This window comes from Variovorax durovernensis, from assembly GCF_977011995.1.
On sequence record NZ_CDRNCW010000001.1, the window covers coordinates 2,058,371 to 2,085,370 of the forward strand.

The 27,000-nt window shown below is 67.8% G+C and carries 25 protein-coding genes; 4 read left to right on the forward strand and 21 right to left on the reverse strand.

The annotated features are described in order from the left end of the window. Window position 1 precedes the first annotated feature (1 nt). The 4 genes from ACWV14_RS09790 to gnd all read right to left on the reverse strand — a co-directional run bounded on the left by ACWV14_RS09790 (window position 2) and on the right by gnd (window position 8,660). The gene (locus tag ACWV14_RS09790) at window positions 2-4,717 is read right to left on the reverse strand and encodes an MG2 domain-containing protein (protein WP_454912709.1); all 4,716 of its coding nucleotides are present in this window, start codon (window positions 4,715-4,717) and stop codon (window positions 2-4) included. Next, the gene (locus tag ACWV14_RS09795; RefSeq protein ID WP_454907836.1) at window positions 4,714-5,331 is read right to left on the reverse strand and encodes a DUF1175 family protein; all 618 of its coding nucleotides are present in this window, start codon (window positions 5,329-5,331) and stop codon (window positions 4,714-4,716) included. Before ACWV14_RS09795 ends, ACWV14_RS09790 begins: the two co-directional genes overlap by 4 nt. Before the next feature lie 77 nt (window positions 5,332-5,408). After that, complete coding sequence (locus tag ACWV14_RS09800) at window positions 5,409-7,106, reverse strand: DUF2138 family protein (RefSeq protein ID WP_454907090.1); 1,698 nt, start codon at window positions 7,104-7,106, stop codon at window positions 5,409-5,411. Between the two features lie 132 nt (window positions 7,107-7,238). Continuing rightward, a complete protein-coding gene (gene gnd, locus ACWV14_RS09805) occupies window positions 7,239-8,660 on the reverse strand; it encodes a decarboxylating NADP(+)-dependent phosphogluconate dehydrogenase (RefSeq protein ID WP_454907088.1) in 1,422 nt (473 codons plus the stop codon). A 149-nt stretch (window positions 8,661-8,809) separates the two neighbouring features. On the opposite strand from gnd, the gene ACWV14_RS09810 reads away from it, so the two are divergent. Next, window positions 8,810-9,775: an AraC-like ligand-binding domain-containing protein gene (locus ACWV14_RS09810; protein WP_454907086.1), complete on the forward strand. Its 966-nt coding sequence runs from the start codon at window positions 8,810-8,812 to the stop codon at window positions 9,773-9,775. 19 nt (window positions 9,776-9,794) lie between these two features. On the opposite strand, the gene arsH is transcribed toward ACWV14_RS09810, so the two are convergent. Genes arsH through ACWV14_RS09830 form a run of 4 tightly spaced genes read right to left on the reverse strand, consistent with a single transcriptional unit; the run spans window position 9,795 to window position 12,549 of the window. Beyond that, on the reverse strand, window positions 9,795-10,529 hold the full coding sequence (gene arsH / locus ACWV14_RS09815) for an arsenical resistance protein ArsH (RefSeq protein ID WP_454907084.1): 735 nt from the start codon (window positions 10,527-10,529) through the stop codon (window positions 9,795-9,797). Next, window positions 10,498-10,929, reverse strand: coding sequence for an arsenate reductase (glutaredoxin) (arsC, locus tag ACWV14_RS09820; protein ID WP_454907082.1), 432 nt, complete (start codon window positions 10,927-10,929; stop codon window positions 10,498-10,500). The genes arsH and arsC overlap by 32 nt, the downstream gene beginning before the upstream one ends. After that, a complete protein-coding gene (locus tag ACWV14_RS09825) occupies window positions 10,926-12,218 on the reverse strand; it encodes an arsenic transporter (RefSeq protein ID WP_454907080.1) in 1,293 nt (430 codons plus the stop codon). The genes arsC and ACWV14_RS09825 overlap by 4 nt, the downstream gene beginning before the upstream one ends. 7 nt (window positions 12,219-12,225) lie before the next feature. Continuing rightward, window positions 12,226-12,549: an ArsR/SmtB family transcription factor gene (locus tag ACWV14_RS09830; RefSeq protein WP_454907078.1), complete on the reverse strand. Its 324-nt coding sequence runs from the start codon at window positions 12,547-12,549 to the stop codon at window positions 12,226-12,228. A gap of 145 nt (window positions 12,550-12,694) precedes the next feature. Here ACWV14_RS09830 and ACWV14_RS09835 point away from each other — a divergent pair, with 145 nt between their 5' ends. Further along, on the forward strand, window positions 12,695-13,423 hold the full coding sequence (locus ACWV14_RS09835) for an alpha/beta fold hydrolase (protein WP_454907076.1): 729 nt from the start codon (window positions 12,695-12,697) through the stop codon (window positions 13,421-13,423). 9 nt (window positions 13,424-13,432) lie between these two features. Here the strand turns inward: ACWV14_RS09835 and ACWV14_RS09840 are convergent, their stop codons facing one another. The 10 genes from ACWV14_RS09840 to ACWV14_RS09885 form a co-directional block, all read right to left on the reverse strand. After that, window positions 13,433-14,047, reverse strand: a complete 615-nt coding sequence (locus tag ACWV14_RS09840) for a 3'-5' exonuclease (protein WP_454907075.1) — start codon at window positions 14,045-14,047, stop codon at window positions 13,433-13,435. Continuing rightward, entirely contained in the window at window positions 14,044-14,472 is a 429-nt protein-coding gene (locus ACWV14_RS09845; RefSeq protein WP_454907073.1) for a TfoX/Sxy family protein, read from the reverse strand. Before ACWV14_RS09845 ends, ACWV14_RS09840 begins: the two co-directional genes overlap by 4 nt. 61 nt (window positions 14,473-14,533) lie before the next feature. Beyond that, window positions 14,534-14,983, reverse strand: a complete 450-nt coding sequence (locus tag ACWV14_RS09850) for a VOC family protein (protein ID WP_454912710.1) — start codon at window positions 14,981-14,983, stop codon at window positions 14,534-14,536. Further along, on the reverse strand, window positions 14,947-15,441 hold the full coding sequence (locus tag ACWV14_RS09855; protein WP_454907069.1) for a GNAT family N-acetyltransferase: 495 nt from the start codon (window positions 15,439-15,441) through the stop codon (window positions 14,947-14,949). The genes ACWV14_RS09850 and ACWV14_RS09855 overlap by 37 nt, the downstream gene beginning before the upstream one ends. 49 nt (window positions 15,442-15,490) lie before the next feature. Continuing rightward, window positions 15,491-16,369: an S-formylglutathione hydrolase gene (gene fghA / locus ACWV14_RS09860; protein ID WP_454907067.1), complete on the reverse strand. Its 879-nt coding sequence runs from the start codon at window positions 16,367-16,369 to the stop codon at window positions 15,491-15,493. Then, window positions 16,366-17,286 carry an alpha/beta fold hydrolase gene (locus ACWV14_RS09865; protein ID WP_454907066.1) on the reverse strand — a complete coding sequence of 307 codons (921 nt, stop codon included), beginning with the start codon at window positions 17,284-17,286 and terminating at the stop codon, window positions 16,366-16,368. The genes fghA and ACWV14_RS09865 overlap by 4 nt, the downstream gene beginning before the upstream one ends. A gap of 19 nt (window positions 17,287-17,305) precedes the next feature. After that, window positions 17,306-18,412 carry an S-(hydroxymethyl)glutathione dehydrogenase/class III alcohol dehydrogenase gene (locus ACWV14_RS09870; RefSeq protein ID WP_454907064.1) on the reverse strand — a complete coding sequence of 369 codons (1,107 nt, stop codon included), beginning with the start codon at window positions 18,410-18,412 and terminating at the stop codon, window positions 17,306-17,308. A 39-nt stretch (window positions 18,413-18,451) separates the two neighbouring features. After that, the gene (locus ACWV14_RS09875) at window positions 18,452-19,096 is read right to left on the reverse strand and encodes a glutathione S-transferase family protein (RefSeq protein ID WP_454907062.1); all 645 of its coding nucleotides are present in this window, start codon (window positions 19,094-19,096) and stop codon (window positions 18,452-18,454) included. Further along, the gene (locus tag ACWV14_RS09880; protein WP_454907060.1) at window positions 19,093-19,938 is read right to left on the reverse strand and encodes an aromatic ring-hydroxylating dioxygenase subunit alpha; all 846 of its coding nucleotides are present in this window, start codon (window positions 19,936-19,938) and stop codon (window positions 19,093-19,095) included. The genes ACWV14_RS09875 and ACWV14_RS09880 overlap by 4 nt, the downstream gene beginning before the upstream one ends. 8 nt (window positions 19,939-19,946) lie before the next feature. Beyond that, window positions 19,947-20,618 (reverse strand): Rieske 2Fe-2S domain-containing protein, encoded by a 672-nt coding sequence (locus ACWV14_RS09885; RefSeq protein WP_454907058.1) that lies wholly within the window; start codon window positions 20,616-20,618, stop codon window positions 19,947-19,949. An 84-nt stretch (window positions 20,619-20,702) separates the two neighbouring features. Here ACWV14_RS09885 and ACWV14_RS09890 point away from each other — a divergent pair, with 84 nt between their 5' ends. Together ACWV14_RS09890 and aroQ are read left to right on the forward strand one after the other, a co-directional pair. After that, complete coding sequence (locus ACWV14_RS09890; RefSeq protein WP_454907056.1) at window positions 20,703-21,674, forward strand: LysR family transcriptional regulator; 972 nt, start codon at window positions 20,703-20,705, stop codon at window positions 21,672-21,674. A 39-nt stretch (window positions 21,675-21,713) separates the two neighbouring features. After that, the gene (aroQ, locus tag ACWV14_RS09895; protein ID WP_081268598.1) at window positions 21,714-22,154 is read left to right on the forward strand and encodes a type II 3-dehydroquinate dehydratase; all 441 of its coding nucleotides are present in this window, start codon (window positions 21,714-21,716) and stop codon (window positions 22,152-22,154) included. A 4-nt stretch (window positions 22,155-22,158) separates the two neighbouring features. On the opposite strand, the gene ACWV14_RS09900 is transcribed toward aroQ, so the two are convergent. From ACWV14_RS09900 to ACWV14_RS09910, 3 genes are read right to left on the reverse strand one after another with little or no spacing between them, the layout of a single operon-like run. Further along, window positions 22,159-23,682, reverse strand: coding sequence for a SpoVR family protein (locus tag ACWV14_RS09900; RefSeq protein WP_454907054.1), 1,524 nt, complete (start codon window positions 23,680-23,682; stop codon window positions 22,159-22,161). Further along, complete coding sequence (locus tag ACWV14_RS09905) at window positions 23,679-24,971, reverse strand: YeaH/YhbH family protein (RefSeq protein ID WP_454907052.1); 1,293 nt, start codon at window positions 24,969-24,971, stop codon at window positions 23,679-23,681. The genes ACWV14_RS09900 and ACWV14_RS09905 overlap by 4 nt, the downstream gene beginning before the upstream one ends. Window positions 24,972-25,022: 51 nt before the next feature. Then, a complete protein-coding gene (locus ACWV14_RS09910; protein WP_237675294.1) occupies window positions 25,023-26,945 on the reverse strand; it encodes a PrkA family serine protein kinase in 1,923 nt (640 codons plus the stop codon). Between the last annotated feature and the right edge of the window lie 55 nt (window positions 26,946-27,000).

Consider the following 27,000-nt stretch of genomic DNA (forward strand, 5'->3'; position numbering starts at 1 on the left):
GTCAGCGCACCTCGACGCTGGCCCAGCGCCCGCCGTCCTCGAAGGCCTTGGCCTCGGGCTCGTACATGCGGAACAGCCGTGCGGGCGGCAGCTTGAAGGTGCCGCGCTGCGAGAAGCGAACCAGGTGGCGGACGGTCAGCGGCGTGCCGGCCACCAGCGACTCCACCGGCACGGCATAGCCCTGCGCGGTGGCCTGGCTCTGCGCGCGTTCCATCGGCTGCAGCTTGCCCGCGCTGTCGGCCATGTCGATGCCCCAGGTGCTTTCTTCCACGGCAGCGCCTGGCGGCAGGGCGGCTTCGACGAGGCTCCAGCGCATGGCCTTCGGCGCCGTCACGGTGAGCTGGTCGAGGTAGAGCGCGTTGGTGTCCAGCGGCGTGCCGGGCTTCACGGCTTCGAGCTTCACCGTGATGCGGCCGTCGTCGACCGTGGAGACGGGCGCGCTCGGCGCCGCTGCGGGCTGGCCCGGCGTGGCTGCTGCTGGCGCTTGCGGCGCAGGACGCGGCTCGGTGACCACGCGCCAGAGCGTGCGCTCGACCTTGGCATCGAGCGCGGGCGCCTGCGTTTCGTTGCTCTCGTAGCTCACGAAGGCCCAGGCCGCCTTCTGCCCGGCAGGCAGGTCGAGCGTGGCGGGCGCCGCGGTGTCCGGGGGCAGGCGCCAGCTGGTGCCTCCGCCGTCGGTGGCGCGCACCCAGGGCGAGGCCAGGGCGGGTGTGCCTTCGCTGGCCGCGAGCCTGTTGCCGCCCATGGCGCGCTGCAGCCACAGCAGCGTCTGCGCGCGGTCGATGGAGGGCGCATCGGCGCGCACCTCGCCCAGCACCGCGGCGGCCTTGTCGGCACCGGCGCGCTGCGTGGCCATCAGCAGCGCCTGCACCAGCGGCGTATCGACGCCGGCCAGGCGCGCGGCGGCTTCGTCGGCGGCGGCGCGGGCCTTGGCGCTGGCGACCGCGGGTCCGGCGGTCTGCACCGCCAGCACCAGTGCCATGTCGCGGGTGTCGGGCGCGGCGCCGTCCACCATGACGAGGCTGCCGCGGCGTTGCGCCCGCTGCGCGGCTTCGCTGGCCGACTGGGCTGCCAGTTGCTCGGCCAGGCCACCAGCCATCGAGCCCACGGGCAAGCCCATCTCCTGCATCCAGGAGAGCGCCAGCGCGCGCTGCAGCGGCGGCAGCTTCTGGCCTTCCTTCGCATAGACATCGAGCAGGCGCTGCCAGTTCGAGGCCGGCAGCGTCACGCGCAGCACCTGGGTGGCGCGCCAGTCGGCGTAGTAGGCATAGGTGGTGAGGAAGGCATCGGCGGGCATGCTGCGGCCCCACCAGCCGAACTGGGCTTGCGGACCCGCCATCTGCGCGAGCGACAGCCGCGCGGTGGCCAGGCGCTGCGTCAGCGCCGGTGCCAGCGGCTGCTGCGCCGGCGAAAGCGACTGCAGCGCGATCGAAAGCGGCAGCATGCGGCTGGCGGTCTGTTCGACGCCACCGTAGGGGTTGGCGATCAGCTCGTCCACTTGCTGGCTGAAGGCGCCGGCCGCGGCATCCTGCGCCAGCGAAACGCGCACGCGCGACGCATCGGCCGGCAGGGCCAGCGCCGTGCTGCCAGAGGCAAGGTCGATCGACTTGCCGCGCGGTGCGCGCCAGGCCACCGGGACACGGCGCACCGGCACGTCGAGCTTGTCGACCACGCGGGCGTCCTGGCGCAGCGTGACGCTGACCGCGCCGGACTTGTCCGCCTCGCCGGCGGCCAGCGGCAGTGCGATGAAGTTGACGCCCGGGCGCACTGTGACCGTGTCCTTGCGCTCCACGCCCGCGCCGCTGGCGGTCCATTCGACCTTGGCTTCGCGCCCGGTCTGGTTGAAGAGGGCGAGCGAGGCCTGCGCCTTGTCGCCCTGGCGCTGCCAGTCGGGGCTGGTCCACTTGGCGTAGAAGGCCTTGTCTGAGCGCACCCAGCTCACCTGCTGGCCGACCGCGCCGTCCGCGCTCATGGCGCGGCCGGTGATGCGCCAGCGCGTGAGCGAGTCAGGCATGGTGAAGCTGAAGCGGGTGTGGCCCGAGGCATCGGTCGCGAGGCGCGGCTCCCAGGCGGCGGTGTCGATGTTGTCGCGGCGCGGCCGCTCCAGCACCTTCACCGCGCGGTCGTTCACCTGGCGCGCGCCCGGCAGCGTGCCCAGCTTGCTGGTGGCGAGGTCGTAGCCGATGAAGGACAGGCTGGCGCTGGTGCGCACGTTGTTGCGGCGCGGGTGGTAGAAGAAGTCGCCGATGGCCGGGGCGATCTCGGGCTGCAGCACGTAGATCATTTCATCGACCACGCCCACCGCGAGGTCGGTCGCCACGGGCTTGCCGGCCAGCCTGGCGCTGACGTCGATGGTGACCGTCTCGCCGGGCTCGTACACCGCCTTGTCGGGCGTGAAGGCCAGCACGATGCGCTCCTGCTCGACCATGATCCCCTGGTTCTGGAACACGTAGTCGCCGTTCTTCACGTAGGCCACCGACAGCGTCACGTTGGGGCTCATGACGTCGCGCACGGGCAGCGTGAACTTCCACTGCGTGGGGGCCACGCGCTCGCTCTTGATCCAGTCCGCGCCCCGGCCCATCAGCGCGGTGGCCTCGACGCGGTCGCGCTCCAGCGTCAGCAGGGCGTTGTCCACCGGCTCGGGAAAGCTCACCAGTACCTGGGCCGTGTCGCCCGCGCGGTAGCTCGCGCGGTCGAGCACCATGCCGACGCTGCCGGCGGGCGCCTTCACGCCGTCGCCGCTGACCCAATGGCTGGCCCCGCCGACGATGCGGCCCTTGTCGTCGAGCAGCGAGACGGTGTAGCTGCCGGGCTGCGGAAAGTTGAGCGACAGCGTGTCGCCCGAAGGCATGGGGCCGGACTGCCTGGAGCGGTCTTCCAGGCGCACCCATTGCCAAGTGGCGGGGCGTGCTTGCACCGCTTGCGTATCCGCCACCGTCGCTGCCGTCGTGGTGCCGGCGCGCTGGCTGGCCGCGAACTTGAAGGCCACGGCCTGGCCCGGCTGCGAGAACTGGCGGTCGGCCGCGAGGCGGAACGAAGCCGCGCCGCGCTCCACCAGGATTTCGCGCGAAGTGCGAACGCGGTAGGCCGCGCCGTCGGTGGCCAATGCGGTCAGCAGGTAGCGGCTGGTTTCGGTGGCCGCGGGCAGCGAGAACTTGGCGATGCCGTCGCCGTCGGTCTCCAGCTCGGCCTGCTGCAGCTTCACCGGGAACTGGCCGGCGTAGTCGAGCTCGCCGTTCACCATGGCGAGCTTCTGCGAGCGCGCCGTGAGGCTGATGCGCGCATGCGCCACCGGCTTGCCGTCGGGGTAGTTCAGCTGCAGCTTGCCGCCGACCGGCTCGCCGGTCTTGAAGTCGGCCTTCTCGGGCAGCAGCACGATGTCGAAGTGCGGCTTCTGGTAGTCGGCCACGCGGAAGGCCGCAGTGTAGGTGTCGCCGCCCATGGCCAGGCGCAGTTCGTAGCCGCCGGCCACGGCGTTGTCGGGCAGCGGGAAGCGTGCGTCCGCGCCCTTGGCGCCGGAGAAGGCCAGTTTCTGCGCATGCACCAGCTGGCCGGCCGGATCGAGCACCGCGAGCGCCAGGTCGGCGTCTTTGAGCGCCACGGATTCGCGCGCGCTGCGGAACTCGCGCCCGCTCACCTTCACGTTCACCCAGTCGCCCGGGCGGTACAGCGGGCGATCGGTCACGGTGTAGACCTTGGCGTTGTAGATCTCGCTGTCGTAGTAGAAATTTTCGGAAATGAAGACACCGCCCGCGGGGTCCTGGCCGAACACGTAGGTCTGCTCGGGCGACTTGCGGTCCAGCTTCACCAGGCCCTGGCCGTCGGCCTCGCCGCTCTTGAGCACGCCGACGCCGTCGGTCCACACCACCTTGGTGCCGGGCACCGGCGCACCCGCCGCGCGCTGCGCCGCCCACACCAGCATCTGGTCGCCCGAGACCTTGGTGATGGCCACGGTGTCCGACACGAACAGCAGCGTGGTCGCGCGGAACTGGCCGCTGATGGCTTCCACCAGATAGAGCCCGGGAGCGCGCTTGCCCACGGGCACGAACACATTGCCGTCCGAGGCGGTGATGAATTCGCTGCTGGAGCCTTCGAGCTTCACGCCCTTGGGCAGGCCGATGGCCTTGGCCTTGTGCACCGGATAGCGAAATCGCTCCACCACCGGCAGGCCGGGGATCGGGCGGAACTGCCGGGGCTCCTCGAAGACCGAGGGCTGCGTCAGCTTGGCGGGTGTCTTGAGTTCGGGCGCCTGCTGCGTGACGGCGCGGCGCGCGCTGGACGAGAACATCTGCTGCCATGCCAGGCGCGACTTGACCACCCAGCTGTCCCACAGGTGGGTCAGCGTGTTGGCCAGGCCTTCGTCGGCGGCGCGCGCGCCCACCTGCACGCGGTGCAGGTTCTTCTGCTTCTGCAGGAAGGGCAGGGCGTCAGGAATGCGGTAGACCAGCACGTCCACGCCGCCCACCTGTTCCAGCGCGGAGGGCTGGTTCACTTCCAGGCGCACGAGGGCGGTCTGGTCGCTGGCGAAGGTGGCGTCGGAAAGCAGGAAGAAGGGCTCGCCGGTGTAGGGCGTGCGGCTGTTTTCCAGCGGCTGGGGTTGCGGGTCGGCGGCCGCGCCCGCCGCAAGCGGCTGCATCGCGGCCCATGCGGTGGCAACCGCGAGTGCCAGCGGAAAAAGGCGCCGCCACAGGGACTGGACTGGTGTGTGCATGGTCATCGTGCGAGAAAGGCCAGCCGGTAGACACCGGCGAAATTGGGGTTGTCGTCGGCGGGGCGCCAGCGCGTGTCGCTCCAGCCGAGCAGCTGGGTGGCGCGCACGGCGCGCAGGCCGTTGTCGCCCGGCAGCACACGGCCGGTGTGATAAGCGATGTAGTTGCCCATCCACACCATCAGGTGCTGCTCGTCGCCCTGGTCGTAGAACAGCATGTCGCCGAGCAGCGCCTGCTGTAGCTGGCGCGAGACGAAGCGCGTGTTTTCCTGCACCAGATCGAGCGCGCCGACGTAGGCATCGCGCGTGCCGTCGGCGCGCCGCCAGGTGTTGCGAAGCGGGGCCGCGGCGGCCGGGTCGATGTCGGGCGGCAGGCGGCGCGCGAGCAGGCCGTTGGCGCGGCGCCAGGCCACGTCATGCTCGCGCAGCGACTCGGCCACCGAGAAGCGCACCAGCCCCGCGCAGTCGCGGTGTGTCCAGCGCGGCGTGGGGCCGCGCTCGATCTGTTCGTGGATCAGCAGGGTCATCCAGTCGCGCAGGCGCGAGGACTGTTCGCGGTCCAGCGTCGGGGCTTCTGTGCTGGCTGCTGCTGCCGTTGCCGATATGGCGGGCAGTGCGGGCATGGCGGAGGCAATGGCAAGCGCCGCGCCCCGGCCGAGCGCCGTCCGGCGGCTGATGCCGGCCGTATTGGAAGCGGGGTTCACTTGGGTTGCTTCGTCGATGACGCAGACGGCGCCGACATCGCTTGCCACTCGACGGGCACCCAGCCGTTTCCGTCGCCAGCGCCTTGCGCCACGGCCCGTGCCGGTGGCAGCTTGCGCAGTGCATCGAGGCGCGGCACCAGGTGCTGGCGCGCCGCCTGCCGCAGGATTTCCTGGTCGGCGGGCAACACGGCCATGGCTTCGCGCTGCAGCAGGTCGGCAATCTGCGCGGGTGCGCCGACCACCAGCGTCGTGCCGCCCGCTGGCGGCAGCGTGTCGGCCACGCCGGGGTATCGCTTGGCCTGCGTGTTCAGCGCCAGTTCCACCAGCTTGTCGTCGGGCGAAAAGGCGATCCAGCGACCCTGCCGCGCCAGGGTGGGCTTGTAGGCCTTGTCGTCGCCGTTGGCATATGGACCCCACGGTCCCTTCACCTTGCTTTGCCACTTGGCGACGCCGGGCTTCGCTGCGGCTTCGTCTGTGCTCTCGGCACTGCTGGAGATCACCCAGCTCGCGAGGCTGGCAAGCGCTGCATCGGTCTTGGGGTCGGCAGAAGCCTTCAGCTGTGCGACGAAAAGCGGCGTGTGCAACTGCGAGCGTGCGTACCAGCAGATGGCGGCGGGGCCTTCGAATTGCGCGACCAGGGCTTTCATTGCCGCGGCATCCGGCGGCGAGGCGGCCTTGTTCCCTTCGGTGGCCGATGCCGGCGGCGGTGCGTCCGCCATCAGCTGCTCCATCTGCGTCCACTCGACGGGCAGCATCGTGCAGGCCGCGGGGTTGGCCGGCAGGGCCGACCACAGCTCGCGGTCGCCGGGCGCGGCCGGCAAGGTGCCTGCGGTTTTCACGCGCACGGCCGTGCGCAGCGTGGCGCCGTTCTGCGCCACATCGAAGCGCACGGCCTGCACGCCCGGAAAGAAGTGCTGATAGCCGAAGGACAGCAGCCGCGCATCGGCCACGATCGCCGAGTTGCCGGCCGCATCCTGCTCCCCCAGGCCGAAGCCGCGGCGCCAGGCCGATTGCGCGCGGGCATCACCCGACAGCAGGCCCTCGACTACCTCCAGGGCCGATGCGCTGGCCTGGCCCTCGCCGTTGAACAGCAGGCCCGGATCGCTCAGCACCACCACGCGGTTGCCCTGCGACAGCAGCACCAGCGTGCGGCGCGGCGACAGCACCAGCGCATAGGCATTGACGTCGCTGCCGTTGGCCCGCAGCGTGCCGACGATGCTCAGTTGCGAATCCTTGGCGGCAATGCTTGCCATGCCCTGCAGCGCCGTGGCGACTGCGCCGCGCGTCATGGTCATTGCCCAGTAGCGGGGGGCGCCCTTGGCATCGGGCCACCAGGCCATTTCGGCCGGCTCGTCCAGGGCGGTGGCCAGAAGCTGGTCGGTCCAGGTGGTTTCGCGCTCGTACGCAATGCGCTTGATCGCGCCGCGCAGGCTCAGCCGGTCTTCCTGGTCTTCGTAATAGAAGGCGAAATCTTCAGTGAGGACGTCACGCACCACGGGCGACTGCACGATGTCGCGCGGCAGGCGCGAGAGCGCGGGGGTGGAGACGTAGGCGAATGGCTTCGACAAGTCCACGGCCAGGGCGTTGATGTCGCCGTCGAAATGCGGCCGCCGCATCTTGACGATGGCCACGCCCGCACCCACCAGCACGATTGCGGCGATGCCCGCTGCAAACCATTTTCTTCTTCGGTCCATGAGTCCCTCCCGGCATGAAAGCAGCGCTGCTCACGGCAGCGCATGGCTTTGATTCTGGCAGGTCCATGGGGCGTCCCATGAAGTCCGGGAGAAGTCGGCGTGAAGCGACTCCCCGCGGTCAATGGCGCGCGTTCAGCCGATGACTTCGGGCCAGTCGGTGTGGAAGAACTGGCCTTCGGGCTTGTCGATGCGCTCGTAGGTATGGGCGCCGAAGAAGTCGCGCTGTGCCTGCAGCAGGTTGGCCGGCAGGCGCTCGGTGCGATAGCTGTCGTAGTAGGCCAGCGATGCGCTGAAGGCCGGCACCGGAATGCCGTTGCTCACCGCCAGCGCCACCACTTCGCGCCAGCTCTGCTGCGTGCGATTGAGCAGGTCCTTGAAGAACGGGTCGAGCATCAGGTTGCCCAGCGCCGGGTCGGTGCGGAAGGCGTCGGTGATGCGGTTCAGGAAGCGCGCGCGGATGATGCAGCCGCCGCGCCAGATGGATGCGATGCCGCCCAGGTCGAGCTTCCATTCCTTCTTGTCGCCCATCGTCTTGATGAGGTCGAAGCCCTGCGTGTAGCTGATGACCTTGGAGGCATAGAGCGCGTCGTGCACCTTGGCCACGAGCGCCTTCTTCTCGAGCGAAAGCTCGATCTTCGGCCCCTGCAGCAGCTTGCTGGCCGCCACGCGCGCCTTCTTCTGCGACGACAGCACGCGCGCTTCCACGGCGGCGTTGATGGTGCTGATGACCACCGCGTTCTCGGCCGCGTTGATCAGCGTCCACTGGCCGGTGCCCTTCTGGCCGGCCTTGTCGAGGATCAGGTCGACGATCGGCTTGCCGGTTTCCGGGTCTTTCTGTTCGAGCGCCTTGGCTGTGATCTGGATCAGGTAGCTCTGCAGCTCGCCGTCGTTCCACTCGTTGAAGATGGCGGCCATTTCGTCGGTGCTGAAGCCGGCCGCCTTGAACAGGCTGTAGGCCTCGCAGATGAGCTGCATGTCGCCGTACTCGATGCCGTTGTGCACCATCTTCACGTAGTGGCCCGCGCCGCCGGGGCCGATGTGAATGACGCACGGCTCGCCGTCGACCTTGGCCGCGATGCTCTCGAAGATCGGCTTCATCACTTCCCAGGTGGAAAGCGGGCCGCCCGGCATGATCGACGGGCCCTTGCGCGCGCCTTCCTCGCCGCCCGACACACCCGCGCCGATGAAACGCAGGCCCTTGCTGCTCAGGTAGGCGTCGCGGCGTTCGGTGTCGGTGTAGAGGCTGTTGCCGCCGTCGATGACGATGTCGTCCTTGTCGAGCAGCGGAATGAGTTGCTCGATCACCTGGTCGACCGGTGCGCCGGCCTTGACCATGATCTGGATCTTGCGGGGCTTGGCCAGGCTCTGGACGAACTCTTCGAGCGTCTTGGTGCCGACCAGCTTCTTGCCTGGGTTGGCGGCAATGAAGGCTTCGGTGGTGGCTTCGGTGCGGTTGTATACGCTGACCTGGAAGCCGCGGCTTTCCACGTTCAGCACGAGGTTCTGGCCCATCACTGCCAGGCCGATCAGTCCGAAATCGCTTTTGTTGCTCATGGCCCTACTTTCATTCATGTGCGCGGGCGGAGCGCTCCGCGCACGGGGTTTGGTTCGAGAACCATTTTGCCGGGGTCGGGAAAGGGCCGCAGTCGGAGGCGGTCTATACCCGCTTGGCAAGCGAGCACGGCTTGGGTATGTTGGCGCGCATGAGCAATGCCATCTGCCGCTGGTCGACCGACGCCGTGCCGCCCGCGCAGCGGCTGGACTACTGGGTGGGCGCGGTGTGCGAGGGCTTCCTCGAGATGGACGTGACCAGCCCCGAGGCCGGGCGCTTCGGCGCCACGCTGGAGTCGGCGCCGCTCGGGCCCATCGTCGTGAACCGGGTGCGTGGCAGCGCGCAGGACGTCTACCGCACCCGCCGCGCCATCGCCCAGAGCCGTCACAACTACTTCTACCTGCTCTGCAAGACCGACTCGGCCTGGGTGACGGTGCAGGACGGCCGCTCCGCGCGGCTGCTGCCGGGCGACGCGGTGCTGGTCGATTCGCGCCGGCGCTACGAATTTCACCTGCTGCAATCGGCCGACACTCTCTCGCTCGAATTGCCGACCGCCTGGGTCGACGAATGGATACCCGATGCCGGCGACCAGGTGGCGAGGCGCATCGACGGGCAGGCCGGGTGGGGCGGCGCGCTGTGCGGCTTCCTGCGGCAGCTGACGCCCGAGGTTGCAGTGCAGCCGCCGCTGCCTGCCGGCTTGCTGAGCGACCAGCTCGGCGGCCTGCTGGCGCTGGCGACCGGGCAGGTGCCGGCGAGCGCGCCCGACAAGAGCCGGGAGGCGCTGCGCCGCCGCGTGCTCGACGCCACGCGCGAGCGGCATGCCGAGCCCGGCCTCACCGCAGCAAGCTTGGCGCGCGGGCTGGGCATTTCGGAGCGCAGCCTGCACCGCTGCCTGGCCTGCGGCGTCGGTAACGGTGAAGGCGCGATCACCTTCGCCAGCGCGCTGGCGGGCTTCCGGATGGCGGCGGCGCGCCGCATGCTGGGCGATGCGCGCTTCGACCGGCTGGGCATCGCGGAAATCGGCTTTCGCGTGGGGCTGACGGATGCGTCGCACTTCGTGCGCCAGTGCCGTGCGCATCTGGGCGCCACACCGGGGGAACTGCGGCGCCGGCGCTGAGCCGGCAGCCGCCGCGCGTTCAGATGGCCCGCAGGTTCACTCGCTTTGAAAGAGCCTCCGCGCTTTCGCGCCTCTCGCTGTAGCGGTCGACGAGGTAGCCGGCACAGTCGCGCGTGAGCAGCGTGAACTTGACCAGCTCCTCCATCACGTCGACCACGCGCTCGTAGTACGGCGAAGGCTTCATGCGGCCTGCCTCGTCGAACTCCATGAAGGCCTTGGCCACCGACGACTGGTTGGGGATCGTGAGCATGCGCATCCAGCGCCCGAGCACGCGCAACTGGTTCACCGCGTTGAACGACTGCGAACCGCCCGACACCTCCATCACAGCCAGCGTCTTGCCCTGCGTGGGCCGTACCGAACCGACGGACAGCGGGATCCAGTCGATCTGCGATTTCATGATGCCGGTCATGGCGCCGTGCCGCTCGGGCGATGTCCACACCATGCCTTCGGCCCACTGCGCGAGGCTGCGCAGTTCGCTGACCTTCGGGTGGTCTTCGGGCGCGCCGTCCGGCGGGGGCAGGCCGTGCGGGTCGTAGATGCGGGGCTCGGCGCCCATGGCGCTCAGCAGGCGCGCGGCTTCCTCGGTCAGCAGCCGGCTGTAGGAGCGTTCGCGAAGCGAGCCGTAGAGCAGCAGGATGCGCGGCGCATGCGTGGCGCGCTGCGCGGGCAGCAGAGAGTGCAGCCCGGGCAGGCGGAAGGCCTCCGGGTCGAGGTTGGGCAGGTCAGGGACGGGCGACACGCTGGCCTTCCGCATCGATGACGGGCTCGCCATCTTCCTTGGAAAACGCACCCTGCTGCGGGCGCGGGAGGATGTCGAGCACCACTTCCGACGGCCGGCAAAGGCGCGTGCCCAGCGGCGTCACCACCACCGGCCGGTTGATGAGGATCGGGTGCGCCAGCATGAAGCCGATCAGTTGCTCGTCGGTCCACTTCGGATCGTCGAGGCCGAGCTCGTCGCAGGGCGTGCCCTTGCGGCGCAGCAGGTCGCGCACCGGCATGCCCATCTGCGCGATCAGCCGCTGCAGCGTGACGCGGTCTGGCGGGTTCTTCAAATACTCGATGACGATGGGCTCGTCACCCGTGTTGCGGATCAGCGCGAGCACGTTGCGGGACGTGCCGCAGTCGGGGTTGTGATAGATCGTGATGTGGTTCATGGCAGTGCGATGCTCAGTCGAAGCGCCAGTGCCGCCAGGGTGACGAACAGCACCGGCAGGGTCAGCACGATGCCGACCCGGAAATACTCGCCCCAGCCGATCAGCGTGCCCTTCTTTGCGAGCACGTGCAGCCAGAGCAGCGTGGCGAGGCTGCCGATCGGCGTGATCTTCGGGCCGAGGTCGCAGCCGATCACGTTGGCGTAGACCATCGCTTCCTTCACCGCGCCGCTCGCGGCCGATGCATCGATGGAAAGCGCTCCGACCAGCACCGTGGGCATGTTGTTCATGACCGACGACAGCACCGCCGCCAGAAAGCCCGTGCCCATCGCCGCGCCCCAGACGCCGCCTTGCGCGAACACATCGAGCAGCGCCGCGATCTGCCCGGTGAGCCCGGCGTTGCGAAGCCCGTACACCACCAGGTACATGCCGAGCGAGAACACCACGATCTGCCAGGGCGCGCCGCGCAGCACCCCGCGGATGCCGATCACCGGACCGCGCCCGGCCACCGCCAGCAGCACCACCGCGCCAAAGGCGGCCACAGCGCTGACCGGCACGCCCAGCGGTTCGAGCCCGAAGAAACCGACCAGCAGCAACGCCAGTACCGCCCAGCCGGCGCGGAAGGTCGCCGGGTCGCGGATCGCATCGGCAGGTGCCTTGAGCCGGGCCACGTCGTAGCGCGCCGGAATGCCTCGGCGGAAGTACAGCATCAGCACCAGCAGGCTCGCGAGCACCGCCGCGATGTTCACCGGCACCATGACCGAGGCATACGCGCCGAAGCCGATCCGGAAGAAGTCGGCCGAGACGATGTTCACGAGGTTGGACACGATCAGCGGCAGGCTCGCGGTGTCGGCGATGAAGCCCGCCGCCATGACGAAGGCGAGCGTGGCCGCAGGCGTGAAGCCGAGCGCGGCCAGCATCGCCATCACGATGGGCGTGAGGATCAGCGCGGCGCCGTCGTTGGCGAACAGCGCCGACACCGCCGCGCCCAGCAGCACGACGAACGCGAACAGCAGCCTGCCGCGCCCGCCGCCCCAGCGTGCCACGTGCAGGGCGGCCCATTCGAAGAAGCCCGCTTCGTCGAGCAGCAGGCTGATGACGATCACCGCGACGAAGGTGGCGGTCGCGTTCCACACGATGCCCCAGACAACGGGAATGTCGGACAGCTGCACCACGCCGAGCAGCAGCGCGATGACGGCGCCGAGCGATGCGCTCCAGCCGATGCCCAGGCCGCGCGGTTGCCAGATGACCAGCACGAGCGTGAAGACGAAGATCAGGACGGCGGTCGGCATGCCTGCCTCAGCAGCCGCATGCCGACGGAGCCTCGACGGCGCAGGCCTCGCCCTGGCAGCAGTTCTCGCCGAGGTAGCCGAGCAGGGCGTTCATCTGCTCGAAGGCGGCGCGGTAGACGAGGTTGCGCCCTTGCCGTTCCTGCGACACCAGCCCCGAATGCATCAGTTCCTTGAGATGGAACGACAGGCTGGTGCCGGGCACCTCGAGCGATTCGGCCAGTGCGCCGGGCGTCAGGCCGGCAGGGCCGGCGACCACAAGTGCGCGGAACACGCGCAGGCGAACGGGCTGTGCCAAGGCGGCGAGGGAGCGGACAACGTCGTTTTCTTCCATATTTCAAGTATCGTTGAATAATTGAATGGATGCAATCGCCCTTGGCCTTGGCGCGAATCGGCCATCCGGCTGGCAGGCATGGGCTATTCAAAGCCGGCCGCTGTTTCTAAAGTCCTCATCCGTCGCAACAACGAAAGAGACATCCATGTCAGATACCTATGTTCTGGTTCACGGCGCATGGCACACCGGCGCCGAGATCGAAGCCGTGGCCGATGGTCTGCGCGCAGCCGGCCACACCGTGTATTGCCCCACGCTGGCGGGCAACAACCCCGGTGACGACCGCGCGAACACCGGCCTGGAAGACGCCATCGCCTCGGCCGTGCGCTACATCGAGGAAAAGAACCTCACGCAGGTGCGGCTGGTGGGCCACAGCTACGGCGGGATGGTGATTTCCGGCGTGGCGGACCGCATCGCGCCGCGGCTGAAGCGGCTGGTCTACATCAACGCCTTCGTGCCGCTCGACGGCGAATCGCTCAACGACATGGTGCCGCCGCACTACGTGACGATGTTCGATGCCGTCGCCGAAGCCAACGGCAACGCCGTGACCTTGCCGTTCGAGATCTGGCGCGAAGCCTTCATCAACGACGCCGACTTCGAAACGGCCACCGCCGCCTACGCCAAGCTCAACCCGCATCCGTACCGCACCTTCACCGACAAGATCCGGCTCAAGCAGCCGCTTGCCGCACTGGCGCTGGGCAAGTCCTACGTCAACTGCCTGCAGGACACGGCGATGCCGCACGGCCTGCCGTGGCATCCGCGCCTGTCGGAGCGGCTGGGGCTGTTCAGGCTGGTGGAGTGCCCCGGCAGCCACGAGATGTTCTTCTCCAACCCGGCGCGGCTGGCGCAGGCCATCATCGAGGCGGGACGCGACTGAGCGCGCGGGTCAGCGGCTGCCGAAGAGCGCGTCGTACACGCGGATCGACGCATAGGCGTCGTTCGCGGCGTAGCGGATCTGCGCCTCGGTGAGCTGCCTGTTGGCCCAGTTCGAGGTGGTCGCCTTGCGCGACTTGATGAAGCGGCGGTTGAACACCAGCGCCACCGCCGCCTTCACGCCGACCGACTTGCGGTAGCCGCGCCTGCGGAATTCGTCGTCGATGTCGAACACCGCCTTCGGCTCGATGCCGAGGCGGTTGCGGATCAGCGTGAGGTCGCCCGAAAGCCCAAAGCCGACCTTGCGCAGCTCGGTCGATGCGATGAGCGCGGCCACCACGGGGTTGCAATCGGTGCGGTGCAGCTGGAACAGCCAGGCCGTGTCGCGGGTGGAGAACTGCACCACGTGCGGACCGCCCGACACCTCGTTCTTTGCGAAGGTGGGCTTGGATTCCGTGTCGAATCCGGCGATGCCGGCGGCCAGCAGCGCGCTGGCCGCATGCTCCGCGTCTTGCAGCGTGGCGACGACCACGATGTCTTTCAGGCCGAGGCCTTCGAATGGTTCGAGCAGTGCGATCTGTTCGCGCTCGGGCAGGGGCGGGAGTGCCGGTTTGTGTTGCTCGCTCACCGGGAGGCTGCTTTCGTTGTCGTCTTTTTCTTCACTGCGGCTTTCTTCGCTGTTGCTTTCTTCGCTGCGGTCTTCTTCGCAGGCGGCTTCTTCTGTTTCGGCGGCTGGCCCGAGCGCAACGCCGCCTCGTAGGCGCGCCGGCCCCAGAGCGCTGCTTCGTGCCTGTCCTCGAACAGGTCCGCCGGGGCCAGCCGGTACGACATCGGCATCGACTGGCCCTGGCGCTCGTAGGTGAAGGGCGGCAGGTCCAGCGCGTCGAAGTGCGGCGCGCTCTCGGCGTCAGCCTTGAGATAGAGCGTGTCGTTGGCCACGAGGGCGATCATGCGGTCCTCGTGCCAGATGCCGTGGCCGCCGAACATGCGGCGCGTGCGGATGCGGCCCAGGCGCTCGAACACCTCGTGCAGGCTGTCGACGAATTCGCTCATTCGACAACCTTCGTGCTTCGCACTGCGGTGCGAGCTTGCTTGGGGCGGCCCGGCGCTGCGCTCATGAGGTGATCTCTATGCGGTTGCCGTCAGGGTCCAGCACCACGCTCTCGTAGTAGCCGTCGCCGGTGCGGCGCGGTCCGTCTAGCAGCGGGTAGCCGTCGGCCTTCAGGCGCTGCGTGAGCGCGTCGACCGCCGCGTCGGAGCCCACGCTGATGGCCAGGTGCGTCCAGCCCATGCGCTGCGCGCCGGCTTCGGCCGTCACCGGGGAAAGCGTGGTGGAGGTCATGGCCTCGATGCGCGCGCCGTCGCCCAGGCTCAGGAAGCACGAGGCGAAGCCCTTGGCCGGATTGACATACCCCGCGCCGGCGGTGGCGCCGAAGTAGTCGACATAGAAGCGCTTGCAGCGTTCGAGATCGGTGGTCCAGAGTGCGATGTGATCGATGCGCATGGAGAGCAGGAAGAAGGTCGGAATCAGCCCACGCGCCACGGCGGGCGGGAGGGCGACCAATGGTAGGCGATGCGTTCGCGGCCGCTGCTCGGATGGCGGTCGACCGTTCCGCGCGCCAGCCCATATCGCTCGTAGAAGCGCTGCGCGGAGGTGTTGGTCATTGCCACGTGCAGACGCCAGCCGGTGGGAATGCGCACGCAGGCCTCGTCCAGCAGCGCCTTGCCCAGGCCCTGGCTGCGCAGGTGCGGCTCGACGAAGAGCTGTGCCACGTACTCGCGCCGCTCCAGCAGCACCATGAACGCCAGCACCTGGCCCTCGCGTTCCGCCAGCACCACGTCGGCGGGCGGGCCGAACTCGGTGTGCACGCGATGCAGCCAATGGCCGATGGGCTCTATGACGGCGGCGCCGCGGTTGGCCGCCGTCCAGGCCCGGCGCCAGATGCCGGCCAGCACCATGTTCTCTTCAGCGGAGCCTTCGCGCGACCGCAGGTGGAAGGCGGGAATTTGGGCGGCGGACATGCGGCTCATGATACGGCGCGAGCCCGCCCCGGTCGACCTGCGTCGTCGTTCAGGCGTGCAGGCTCTGCGCGTGGTGCGCGATGTGGTCGGCCATGAAGGTCTGGATGAAGTAGTAGCCGTGGTCGTAGCCCGCGTGGCGGCGCAGTGTGAGCGGCTGGCCGGCGGCGGAGCAGGCCGCCTCGAACGCCTCGGGGTGCAATTGCTCCACGAGGAATTTGTCGCTCAGGCCCTGGTCGATCAGGATGCCTTGCGGATAAGGCACGGCCACCTGCGATTTCATGAGCGCGCTGGCGTCGTGCGCGAGCCACTGGGCGCGGTCGTCGCCGGGTGCGCCGAGGTAACCAGCGAAGGCCTTCTCGCCCCACGGGCACTGCGTGGGCGCGCAGATCGGCGCGAAGGCCGAGAGCGACTTGAAGCGCCCAGGATGCCGCAGCGCCAGCGTGAGCGCGCCGTGGCCGCCCATCGAGTGGCCGAAGATGCCGACGCGATGGCCGTCGATGGCAAAGTGCGTGGCCACCAGCGGCAGCAGCTCGTGCACGATCCAGCTTTCCATGCGCCAGTGCGTGGCCCAGGGCTCGGCGAGCGCGTCGAGGTAGAAGCCCGCGCCGATGCCGAAGTCCCAGTGGTCCTTGGCGCCCGGAAGGCTCTCCACCTCGGCGCCGCGCGGGCTGGTGTCGGGCGCGATCAGCGCAATGCCCAGGCTCGCGGCCATGCGCTGCGCGCCGGCCTTCACCGCGAAGGTCTCTTCGTTGCAGGTCAGGCCCGCGAGGTAGAGCAGGGCGGGTACCGGCCCGTTCGCGGCCTGCGGCGGCAGGTAGACCGAGAAGCGCATCGGCAGGCCGATTTCATGCGAGCGATGCTCGTGGAAGCTCTGCACGCCGCCGAATGCGTGATGCTCGGAAAGGGTCTTGGGTGTGTTGTCTGTCATGGGGTGTTCTTGCGCAACGCGGCGACCAGTTCGAGCACGGCGTCGGCAAAGGTGCGCGGCGCCTCCTGCGGCATGTTGTGGCCCACGCCGGGCACGAGGCGGTGCGAGCGCGGGCCGGTGAAGCGGTGCGCGTGAGCCGACGCTTCTGCGGGTGGGCGCACGCCGTCATCGATGCCGTCGAAGGTGATGGTCGGCACGGTGATCGCGGGCTGGGCCGCGAGCCGGCGTTCGATGTCGGCATAGGCCGGGTCGCCCGGCACGAGGCCGAAGCGGTGGCGGTACGACTGGATCACCACGTCCACGAAGTCTGGGTGGTCGAATGCGGCGGCGCTGCGCTCGAAGGTGGCGTCGTCGAACTTCCAGGTCGGTGACCACAGCTTCCACAGCAGCTTCGTGAGTGCTTTGCGGTCTTTCTCGAGACCCGCGCGGCCGCGCTCGCTGTGGAAGTAGTACTGGTACCAGAGGCTGTGCTCGTTGGCCGGCGTGTCGGGCTCCATCGCCTTCGCTATGTTCTGGATGTTGTAGCTGTTGAAGGACACCAGCCCCGCCACGCGCTCCGGCCACAGCGCCGCGACCACGCAGGCGGCACGGCCGCCCCAGTCGTAGCCGGCCAGCACCGCGCGTTCGATCTTCAGCGCGTCGAGCAGCGCGAGCAGGTCGGCGCCGAGCGCCGCCTGCTCGCCCGAGCGCGGCGTGGCGTCACTGAGAAAGCGCGTGGCGCCGTAGCCGCGCAGGTACGGCACGATCGCGCGGCAGCCCTGGCCGGCCAGCATGGGCGCGACTTCCGCGTAGGTGTGGATGTCGTACGGAAAGCCGTGCATCAACAGCACCGGCGGGCCATCGGCGGGGCCGGTCTCGAAGTAAGCGACTTCGAGGACGCCCGCTTCGACTTTGCGCAGGGGTTCCATGCGGTTCATGGCGGGCGCCTTCCGGAGGTCAGTAAAGAACCACGCCGCGGATCGACTCGCCGCGCTTCATCAGGTCGAAGCCCTTGTTGATGTCTTCCAGCGGCATGGTGTGGGTGATGAGGCTGTCGATGTCGATCTTGCCTTCCATGTACCAGTCGACGATCTTCGGCACGTCGGTGCGGCCGCGCGCGCCGCCGAAGGCCGAGCCTTCCCACTTGCGGCCGGTGACCAGCTGGAACGGCCGCGTGCTGATCTCCGCGCCGGCCTCGGCCACGCCGATGATGATGCTGCGGCCCCAGCCCTTGTGCGTGCACTCCAGCGCCTGGCGCATCACCTTGGTGTTGCCGATGCACTCGAAGCTGTAGTCGGCGCCGCCGTCGGTCAGCTGCACGATGGCATCGACGATGTTCTCGTGGTCCTTCGGATTCAGGAAATGCGTCATGCCGAACTTGCGGGCCATGGCTTCGCGCTCGGGGTTCAGGTCGATGCCGATGATCTTGTCGGCGCCCACCATCCTGGCGCCCTGGATGACGTTCAGGCCGATGCCGCCGAGGCCGAACACCACCACGTTGGCGCCGGCCTCCACCTTGGCCGTGAAGATCACCGCGCCGATGCCGGTGGTCACGCCGCAGCCGATGTAGCAGACCTTGTCGAAGGGCGCGTCCTCGCGGATCTTGGCCAGCGAAATTTCGGGCGCCACGGTGTAGTTGCTGAAGGTGCTGGTGCCCATGTAGTGGGCGATGGGCTTGCCGTCCAGGCTGAAGCGGCTGGTGCCGTCGGGCATCTGGCCCTTGCCCTGCGTGCCGCGGATCAGCTGGCACAGGTTGGTCTTGCGGCTCAGGCAGAACTTGCACTGGCGGCATTCGGGCGTGTACAGCGGAATGACATGGTCGCCCTTCTTCAGGGTGGTGACGCCGGGGCCGACGTCGACCACGATGCCCGCGCCTTCATGGCCCAGGATGGCGGGGAAGATGCCTTCGGGGTCGGCGCCCGAGAGCGTGTAGTAGTCGGTGTGGCAGATGCCGGTGGCCTTGATCTCGACCAGCACTTCGCCGAATTTCGGGCCTTCGAGGTCCACGGTTTCGATGGTGAGCGGCGCTCCGGATTTCCACGCGACGGCGGCTTTGGTTTTCATGGTGTTGGGTTCTTCAGAAGGCGGGAGGGGTGAGGATACTCAGGCGGGGCCAGCGGGGAAGATACCCGACATGCCGATGAACCCGTGCACGTGGCGGACATTCCAGACCCAGTTTCGCAGTGCGGGAAATTCGTCGAGCGAAATGCCGCCTTCGCCGGCCAGCGCCACGTACGGAAAGCAGGCGATGTCGGCAATGGTCGGCTCGGGCGCGGATGCGAGCCAGCGCAGGCCTGCGGAGGCCTGTTCCGCCAGATGGTCATCGAGCAGGCGGAACACGGCGCGCGCGCCGCCGCGGCAGGCGTCGATGTCGAGGTGGCGGTAGCCGAGCGCATCGTGCAGCCGCGCGGCCGAGGCGGTGCGGGTGATCTCGTCGGCGGTGGCGAGCCACATCGCGATCTGGCCGCGCAGCCTGGGGTCGTCGGGGTACCAGCGGCCCTGCGGGTCGTAGCGGCTCGCAAGGTAGACCAGGATGGCCTGAGCGTCGCGCAGCACGAAGCCGTCGTCGTCGAGCACCGGCAACTGGCCGAGCGGATTGACCTTCGCCAGGAACGCGGCCGACTTGTGTTCGCGGCCGGGAAAGAAATCGACCGGTACCGTCTGGTATTCGACGCCGAGCCACGCCAGCATCTGCCGCACCTTGAAGCAGTTGCCCGACAGCGGGTAGTCGTGGAGCTTCACCGTCATGCCGCCGCCCTCACGCCGAAGCGCATGCCGCGCTCGCGCAGCCAGCGCCGGTAGGTGACGGAGGAGGTGTCGCCGCGCGTCGGCGTCTCGGCGCGGCCTTCGAGCGGCATGCGCTTGAAGGCGTGGTTCTCCAGAATGGGTTTGTCCTGCCCGAAGATCGTGTGCTGGAAGGCGATGAGCTCGGCATCGGTGGAGTCGTCGTCGAAGCAGGCGAGCATGGTGTGGGCGATGACATGCTCGTCGTCGACGGGCTGCAGGAAGAGGCCGATGGCATCGAGCTGGCCCTCGCGGAAGCTCGACTTGTAGAGCATGGCCGAGAAGGGCTGCATCACGCGGTACTTGTAGAGCACCTCGCTGCCCGTGCCGTCGTGCGCGGCCGAGGCACGGGGCTGCCAGAAGCGGCAGTCGGTGGCCCAGATTTCGCCGGTGGCGGGCTCGACCTGCACCTGGTACTGCGCCACCTCGGTGTGCGGCACCTTGCCGAGGTAGCCGGCATGCACGAAGGGAAAGTGCGCCATGTCGAGGAAGTTCTCGATCACGCGCAGGCCCGACACCGCAACGCCGATGCCGCCGCAGTCGATGGTGCGGCGGCCGGGCTCGCTGTATTCGGCAAAGTCGAACAGCGAGCGCGCAGGGTTGCCGCTGGGGCAGGCCCAGAGGTAGCCGTAGCGGGATTGCACGGCCAGCGGCCGGTCGCCGAGGCGGCACTGGGGCGTGCCTTCAGGGTCGATCCACAGCTGCACGGTTTCGCCGAGCAAACGGGTGGTGCGGGGTGCGGACGTGGCGGGGCCGATGACGAGCCAGTCGTCCAGCATGTTGGGGTCGTCGGTGACGAAGGGCATGGGATCTTTCAGCCGAGGGCTTCGATGTCGCCGCGCAGGCTGCGAGCGGCGGTGTGCAGGGCCTGCATGGCGTGGGAGCCTGGGGCGGCGTCTGTCCAGAGGTGGACGAAAGCGAGTTGGGGCTGGGCGTCGAGGACGAGGGCGGCGGTGGCCACCCCGTCGAGCTGGCCGCGCCACGCGCCCGAGGGCACGTCGGTGCTCAGGCCGCGTTGCGCCAGGGCTGCCCGCACGGTTTCGGCGGGCATGTTCACGGTCAGCGTGCGGCAGAAGTGCCAGCCGGCGGGCACGGCGCCGGCCAGAGCCGGCGGCGCGGGCGGTGCCTCCGGCGACAGCTGAACCCAGAGCATTCCGGCCGCTTCCGCCGTGCCGAAGGTCCTGGCGCAGACATTGCGCGGCGCCTGCATGCTCGGGTGCGCCGGGATGCGGGTGCATTGCCCGCTGCCGGCGGCGTACTGCCAGCCGTGGTACGCGCAGGCCAGGTGGTCGTCGACCACCTGCCCCAGCGTGAAGCGCACGCTGCGGTGCGGACAGCGGTTTTCCCAGGCTTGTGCGGTGCCGTCGGTGGCGCGCCATAGCGCGAGTTCCTGGCCTTCTGCAAAGCCTGCGACGATGTTGTCGCCGGGGCGCAGGTCGACCGAGCGCGCGACGGGGTGCCAGACGGCGGTGTTGTGTGTGTTCATGGCGGTGATACCGTACCGCTTCCCACGCACCGATGAAAGCCACATGGAGAGACGCTACTTTTCATTCCTGCAACGCCGGGCCGCATGAGCCGGATCGATCTTGCACTGGTCGAGGCCTTCGTGCTGGTCGCAAAGAGCGGCAGCCTGACCAGGGCCGAAAGCCTCTCGGGCACGTCCAAGGCCACGCTGAGCCGCCAGCTCACGCGGCTCGAAGAGTTGCTGGGCGCCCAACTGCTGCAGCGCAGCCCGCGCCGAATCGCGCTCACCGAGGCCGGGCGCGCCTTCCTCTTGCGCGGGGAGGGGCTGCTCGACGAAGTCACGGGCCGGCTCGAGGCGGCCAGCACCGAGATCCACGAGCTGACCACGGGCGTGTCGGGCCGCCTCTCGCTGCTGTCGGACACGCAGTTCAGCACCTCCTTCGTCTGCCACGTGGTCAAGCTGTTCCTGGAGTCGCACCCCGAGGTGCGCTGCCAGCTCGACGTGGCCAACGGCTTCCATGCCCCTCGTATCAGCGACGTCGACTGCTATGTCTGCTCCGAGCCGCCCGACGCGCCAAACCTCGTCGCCAAGCTGCTCGGGCGGCTGAACTACGGGCTCTATGCGAGCCCGCAGTACCTGGCGCGGCACGGTACGCCGTCGTCGCCGGAGGATTTGGCTGCGCATCAGTCCATCGTGATGAAGGAACCTTCTTCGGGGCGCTCGCAGGTGTTGCTGGTGTCGGGCGCGCAGAGCTTCGCCTTCCAGCCCGAACCCGCCTTCGAGACCAACGACCACTGGGTCATGAAGACCTTCTGCATCGACGGCCTGGGCATCGCGCTGCTGCCGGCCTTCTTCGTGCGGCCGGAGGTGGAGCAGGGTGTGCTCGCGCCGGTGCTGCCGCAATGGCAGCCCGAGCCGCGCCGCATCTACTGCGCCTACCAGCGGCAGCGCTACATGGGGCAGAAGCTGCGGGCGTTCGTCGACCTGATGGCCCGCTGCGTGGTCGACATCGACTCTTACAACTACTACGTCGGGTCATCGGCCGCGCGCCGCCGCAGGGCGGCCGCGAGACCATAATCGGCGCCTGCCAGACCGACCCTCATTCATACAGCCATCATGAAGAAAATCCTCGTCCTCAACGGCCCCAACCTCAACCTGCTCGGCACGCGCGAGCCCGAACAGTACGGACGCGACACGCTGGCCGACGTCGAACGGCTGTGCAAGGAAACGGGCGCCAAGCATGGCGTGGAAATCGAATGCCGCCAGTCGAACCACGAAGGCGTGCTGATCGACTGGATCCAGGAGGCCGGCCGCGAGGTGGCGGCGGGCAACATGCTGGGCGTGGTGATGAACCCCGGCGCCTACACGCACACCTCGATCGCGCTGCACGACGCCATCAAGGGCGCGAGCGTGCCGCTGATCGAACTGCACATCTCGAACGTGCATGCGCGCGAGCAGTTCCGCCACCATTCGTACATCTCGCCGGCCGCGAAGGGAATCATCGTGGGCCTGGGCGTGAAGGGCTACACCCTCGCCATCGCGGCGCTGGTGCCCTGACTGACTAGTACTGCTGCTTGGGCGCCGACGCCTTCCAGCTGCGGCTGACGCGGCCCTGGTTGTCGATGCTTTCCAGGTGCACGTCGAAGCCCCAGAGCCGCGCGACGTGCTTCAGCACCTCTTCCGCGCCGTCGTGCAGCGGCAGGTGGTTGCGCTGCGTGTGGCGCAAGGTCAGAGAGCGGTCGCCGCGCGTGGCCACGTTCCAGACCTGGATGTCGGGCTCGCGGCTGCCGATGTCGTACTGGCGTGACAGCGATTCGCGCAGCGCGTGGTAGCCGCTGTCGTCGTGGATGGCTGACACCTCCAACTCCGACTCGCTCTGGAAATCGCGGATCGAGAACAGGCGCAAGTCGCGCATCGTCTTCGGGCTCAGGAACTGGCCGATGAAGCTCTCGTCCTTGAAGTTGCGCATGGCGTAGTCGAGCGTCTTGACCCAGTCGGTGTCCACGAAGTCGGGGAACCAGCGGCGGTCTTCCTCGGTCGGCTTCTCGCACACGCGGCGCAGGTCGGTCATCATCTTGAAGCCGAGCGCATACGGATTGATGCCGCTGTAGGCGCGATGCCCCACCGGCGGCTGGTAGATCACGCCGGTGTGCGAGCTGAGCCATTCCATCATGAAGCCGTCGGCCAACTGGCCGCGGTCGTACATGGTGTTGAGCAGCGTGTAGTGCCAGAAGGTGGCCCAGCCTTCGTTCATGACCTGGGTCTGGCGCTGCGGGTAGAAGTACTGCGCGATCTTGCGCACGATGCGCACCACCTCGCGTTGCCAGGGTTCGAGGAGTGCGGCGTTCTTCTCGATGAAATAGAGCAGGTTCTCCTGCGGCTCCGACGGGAAGCGCTTCGACGAATCGGCCTCGGCCGCCTGCTCGCTCTTGCGCGGCAGGGTGCGCCAGAGGTCGTTCACCTGCTGCTGCATGTGGCGCTCGCGCTCGGCGCGCTGCGCGCTTTCCTGCGCCAGCGAGCGCTTCTGCGGGCGGCGGTAGCGGTCGACGCCGTAGTTCATCAGCGCGTGGCAGGAGTCGAGCAACTGCTCGACCGCATCGAGGCCGTGGCGCTCCTCGCATTCGGCGATGTAGTGCCGCGCGTAGACCAGGTAGTCGATGATGGACGAGGCGTCCGTCCACATGCGGAACAGGTAGTTGCCCTTGAAGAAGCTGTTGTGGCCGTAGGCCGCATGCGCGATCACCAAGGCCTGCATGGCCATGGTGTTCTCTTCCATCAGGTAGGCGATGCACGGATCGGAGTTGATGACGATCTCGTAGGCCAGCCCCATGTGGCCGCGCTTGTAGTTCTTCTCGGTCGAGATGAACTGTTTGCCGTACGACCAGTGGCGATAGATCATGGGCATGCCCACGCTGGCGTAGGCGTCCATCATCTGCTCGGCCGTGATGACCTCGAGCTGGTTCGGGTACACGTCGAGGCCGTAGCTCTTGGCCGTCTTGGCGATCTCGGTGTGGTAGGTCTCGATGAGTTCGAAGGTCCAGTCGGAGGGGCTGGGCAGGCGTTCGAGAACACGGTCGGTGATCATGGCGTCACCCCTTCCTTCTTGAACAGGTCGCGGAAAACCGGATAGATGTCCTGCGCGTCGGACACCTTGCGCATCGCGAAGTTGGGCTGTACGCCTTCGAGCTGCTGGTATTCCTGCCACAGGTTCTGCTCGGTCTCGGCCACCTGCACGTAGGCGTAGTAGCGCACCACCGGCAGGATGTTGTCGACCAGCAGCTCGCGGCAGCGGCCGCTGTCCTGGTGCCAGTTGTCGCCGTCGCTGGCCTGCGCGCCGTACACGTTCCACTCGCCGCTCGGGTAGCGCGCCTTGATGATCTCGTCCATCAGCACCAGCGCGCTCGACACCACGGTGCCACCCGTCTCTGTGGCATGGAAGAACTCTTCTTCGCTCACTTCTTGCGCCTGCGTGTGGTGGCGCAGGAACACGAGGTCGATCTTCTCGTAGTGCCGCGTGAGGAACATGTACAGCAGCATGAAGAAGCGCTTGGCCATGTCCTTGCGCGCCTCGTCCATCGAGCCCGACACGTCCATGAGGCAGAACATCACCGCCTTGGCGCTGGGCACCGGCGTCTTCACGCGATTGCGGTAGCGCAGGTCGATGGGATCGATGTAGGGCACGTGCCGCATGGTGCGGCGCAGCTCGGCGATGCGCTCCTCGGTCTCGCGGATCTCATTCTGGATGAGGGCCTGCGCGGCCTGCGGATGCTGCTTCAGCTGCTCGAGGTGCGCCTCAAGCCGCTTGAGTTCCTTGCGCGGTTCGCCGCCCAGCGCGATGCGGCGGGCGAGGGCGCCGCGCATCGAGCGCACCACGTGCAGGTTGTTGGGGGAGCCGTCGCTGGTGAAGCCGGCGCGGTGGCTCTTCCATTCGGGCACGTCGGCAATCTGCGTGCGAATGAGGTGCGGCAGCGCAAGGTCGTCGAAGAAGACGCGCATGAACTCCTCGCGCGTGAGGCGGAAGACGAAGTCGTCCTCGCCCTCGCCGCTGTCGCTGGCTTCCCCGCTGCCGGAGCCGCCTCCGCCCCCGCCTTCGGGGCGCTTGATGCGGTCGCCCTTCAGGTACTCCTGGTTGCCCGGGTGCACGTATTCGCGGTCGCCGCCGCGGGCGTGCCCGAACACGGGCTCGGACACATCGTGGCGCGGCAGGGTCACGTCTTCGCCTTGCTCCAGTTCGCGGATATTGCGGCCGCTGACGGCGCGCCTCACCGCTTCCTGGATCTGCCCCTTGTAGCGCCTGAGAAAGCGCTCGCGGTTGCCAATGGACTTGTTCTTGCCCGATAGCCGGCGGTCGATGATCTGCTGCAGGATGGCCACGATGTTGTCAACGCTCCTTGCAAGGTAAGGGGAAGAACGGCGCGTTCGTCGCTATGAGCTCTTGCGCACCCGCAGATACCACTCGCAGAGCAGGCGGACCTGCTTGGCGGTGTAGCCCTTCTCCACCATGCGCGTCACGAAGTCCTCGTGCTTCTTCTGCTCGTCGGCGCTGCTCTTGGTGTTGAAGCTGATCACCGGCAGGAGCTCTTCGGTGTTGGAGAACATCTTCTTCTCGATCACCGCGCGCAGTTTCTCGTAGCTTGTCCATGCCGGGTTGCGCCCCGCGTTGCCGGCCCGTGCGCGCAGCACGAAGTTGACGATCTCGTTGCGGAAGTCCTTCGGGTTGCCGATGCCGGCGGGCCGCTCGATCTTCTCGAGTTCGGCGTTGAGCGAGGCGCGGTCGAAGACTTCGCCGGTGTCGACGTCGCGGAACTCCTGGTCCTGGATCCAGTAGTCGGCGTAGGTCACGTAGCGGTCGAAGATGTTCTGGCCGTACTCGCTGTAGCTCTCGAGGTAGGCTGTCTGGATTTCCTTGCCGATGAACTCGGCATAGCGCGGCGCCAGCAGCTCCTTGATGTAGCTGATGTACTTCTGCTCGACCTCGGGGGCGAACTGCTCGCGCTCGATCTGCTGTTCGAGCACGTACATCAGGTGCACCGGGTTCGCGGCCACTTCGGAGCTGTCGAAGTTGAAGACCTTCGAGATGATCTTGAAGGCGAAGCGCGTGGAGACACCGCTCATGCCTTCGTCGACGCCCGCGTAGTCGCGGTACTCCTGGATCGACTTGGCCTTGGGGTCGGTGTCCTTGAGGTTCTCGCCGTCGTAGACCTGCATCTTGCTGAAGGTGCTCGAGTTCTCGGGCTCCTTCAGGCGCGTGAGCACCGAGAGCTGGGCCATCATGCGCAGCGTTCCCGGAGCGCAGGGGGCCTTGGCGAGCGAGGAGTTGCGCACCAGCTTCTCGTAGATCTTGATTTCTTCAGAGGCGCGCAGGCAGTAGGGCACCTTGACGATGTAGATCCGGTCGAGGAAAGCCTCGTTGTTCTTGTTGTTGCGGAAGGCTTTCCACTCGCTCTCGTTGCTGTGCGCGAGCACGATGCCGTCGAAGGGAATGGCACCGAAGCCTTCCGTGCCCTTGAAGTTGCTTTCCTGCGTGGCCGTGAGCAGGGGATGCAGCACCTTGATGGGCGCCTTGAACATTTCCACGAACTCAAGCAGGCCCTGGTTTGCCAGGCACAGGCCGCCGGAGTAGGCGTATGCGTCGGGGTCGTCCTGCGCGTAGGTCTCGAGCTTGCGGATGTCGACCTTGCCGACCAGCGAGGAGATGTCCTGGTTGTTCTCGTCGCCGGGCTCGGTCTTGGCCACGGCGATCTGCCGCAGCACGGACGGGTAGCGCTTGACGACCTTGAACTGGCGGATGTCGCCGCCGTACTCCTCGAGCCGCTTGACGGCCCAGGGCGAGAGAATTCGGTTCAGGTAGCGGCGGGGGATGCCGTATTCCTTTTCAAGGATCTCGCCGTCTTCGAGCGTGTCGAAGAGGCCGAGCGGGGATTCGTTGACCGGCGAACCCTGTATCGCATAGAAGGGCACGTGCTCCATGAGCTGCTTCAGGCGCTCCGCGATGGAGCTCTTGCCGCCGCCCACGGGGCCCAGCAGGTAAAGGATCTGCTTCTTTTCTTCCAGTCCCTGCGCGGCGTGGCGGAAATAGGACACCACCTGTTCTATGGCGTCTTCCATGCCGTAGAACTCCTTGAACGCCGGGTAGATTTTGATGACCTTGTTGGCGAAGATGCGCGAGAGACGGGGGTCATTGCGCGTGTCTACCAACTCCGGCTCACCGATAGCCTTGAGCATGCGCTCGGAGGCCGTGGCATACGCGGTGGGATCGCGCTTGCAGATGTCCAGGTAGTCCTGCAGCGAGATGACTTCCTCGCGGGTGCGCTCGTAGCGGGCGGCAAAGTTGCTGATCACATCCATGGTCACGCCTCCATCAAGAGTCAGTGGGCTTTTGGCCCGATGGCGTGCAGCAAAG

Coding starts and splice junctions, on each gene's coding strand:
- ACWV14_RS09790 (WP_454912709.1), bottom strand. CDS start 4,717: ATGACCATGCACACACCAGTCCAGTCCCTGTGGCGGCGCCTTTTTCCG.
- ACWV14_RS09795 (WP_454907836.1), bottom strand. CDS start 5,331: ATGCCCGCACTGCCCGCCATATCGGCAACGGCAGCAGCAGCCAGCACA.
- ACWV14_RS09800 (WP_454907090.1), bottom strand. CDS start 7,106: ATGGACCGAAGAAGAAAATGGTTTGCAGCGGGCATCGCCGCAATCGTG.
- gnd (WP_454907088.1), bottom strand. CDS start 8,660: ATGAGCAACAAAAGCGATTTCGGACTGATCGGCCTGGCAGTGATGGGC.
- ACWV14_RS09810 (WP_454907086.1), top strand. CDS start 8,810: ATGAGCAATGCCATCTGCCGCTGGTCGACCGACGCCGTGCCGCCCGCG.
- arsH (WP_454907084.1), bottom strand. CDS start 10,529: ATGCGGAAGGCCAGCGTGTCGCCCGTCCCTGACCTGCCCAACCTCGAC.
- arsC (WP_454907082.1), bottom strand. CDS start 10,929: ATGAACCACATCACGATCTATCACAACCCCGACTGCGGCACGTCCCGC.
- ACWV14_RS09825 (WP_454907080.1), bottom strand. CDS start 12,218: ATGCCGACCGCCGTCCTGATCTTCGTCTTCACGCTCGTGCTGGTCATC.
- ACWV14_RS09830 (WP_454907078.1), bottom strand. CDS start 12,549: ATGGAAGAAAACGACGTTGTCCGCTCCCTCGCCGCCTTGGCACAGCCC.
- ACWV14_RS09835 (WP_454907076.1), top strand. CDS start 12,695: ATGTCAGATACCTATGTTCTGGTTCACGGCGCATGGCACACCGGCGCC.
- ACWV14_RS09845 (WP_454907073.1), bottom strand. CDS start 14,472: ATGAGCGAATTCGTCGACAGCCTGCACGAGGTGTTCGAGCGCCTGGGC.
- ACWV14_RS09855 (WP_454907069.1), bottom strand. CDS start 15,441: ATGTCCGCCGCCCAAATTCCCGCCTTCCACCTGCGGTCGCGCGAAGGC.
- fghA (WP_454907067.1), bottom strand. CDS start 16,369: ATGACAGACAACACACCCAAGACCCTTTCCGAGCATCACGCATTCGGC.
- ACWV14_RS09865 (WP_454907066.1), bottom strand. CDS start 17,286: ATGAACCGCATGGAACCCCTGCGCAAAGTCGAAGCGGGCGTCCTCGAA.
- ACWV14_RS09870 (WP_454907064.1), bottom strand. CDS start 18,412: ATGAAAACCAAAGCCGCCGTCGCGTGGAAATCCGGAGCGCCGCTCACC.
- ACWV14_RS09875 (WP_454907062.1), bottom strand. CDS start 19,096: ATGACGGTGAAGCTCCACGACTACCCGCTGTCGGGCAACTGCTTCAAG.
- ACWV14_RS09880 (WP_454907060.1), bottom strand. CDS start 19,938: ATGCCCTTCGTCACCGACGACCCCAACATGCTGGACGACTGGCTCGTC.
- ACWV14_RS09885 (WP_454907058.1), bottom strand. CDS start 20,618: ATGAACACACACAACACCGCCGTCTGGCACCCCGTCGCGCGCTCGGTC.
- ACWV14_RS09890 (WP_454907056.1), top strand. CDS start 20,703: ATGAGCCGGATCGATCTTGCACTGGTCGAGGCCTTCGTGCTGGTCGCA.
- aroQ (WP_081268598.1), top strand. CDS start 21,714: ATGAAGAAAATCCTCGTCCTCAACGGCCCCAACCTCAACCTGCTCGGC.
- ACWV14_RS09900 (WP_454907054.1), bottom strand. CDS start 23,682: ATGATCACCGACCGTGTTCTCGAACGCCTGCCCAGCCCCTCCGACTGG.
- ACWV14_RS09910 (WP_237675294.1), bottom strand. CDS start 26,945: ATGGATGTGATCAGCAACTTTGCCGCCCGCTACGAGCGCACCCGCGAG.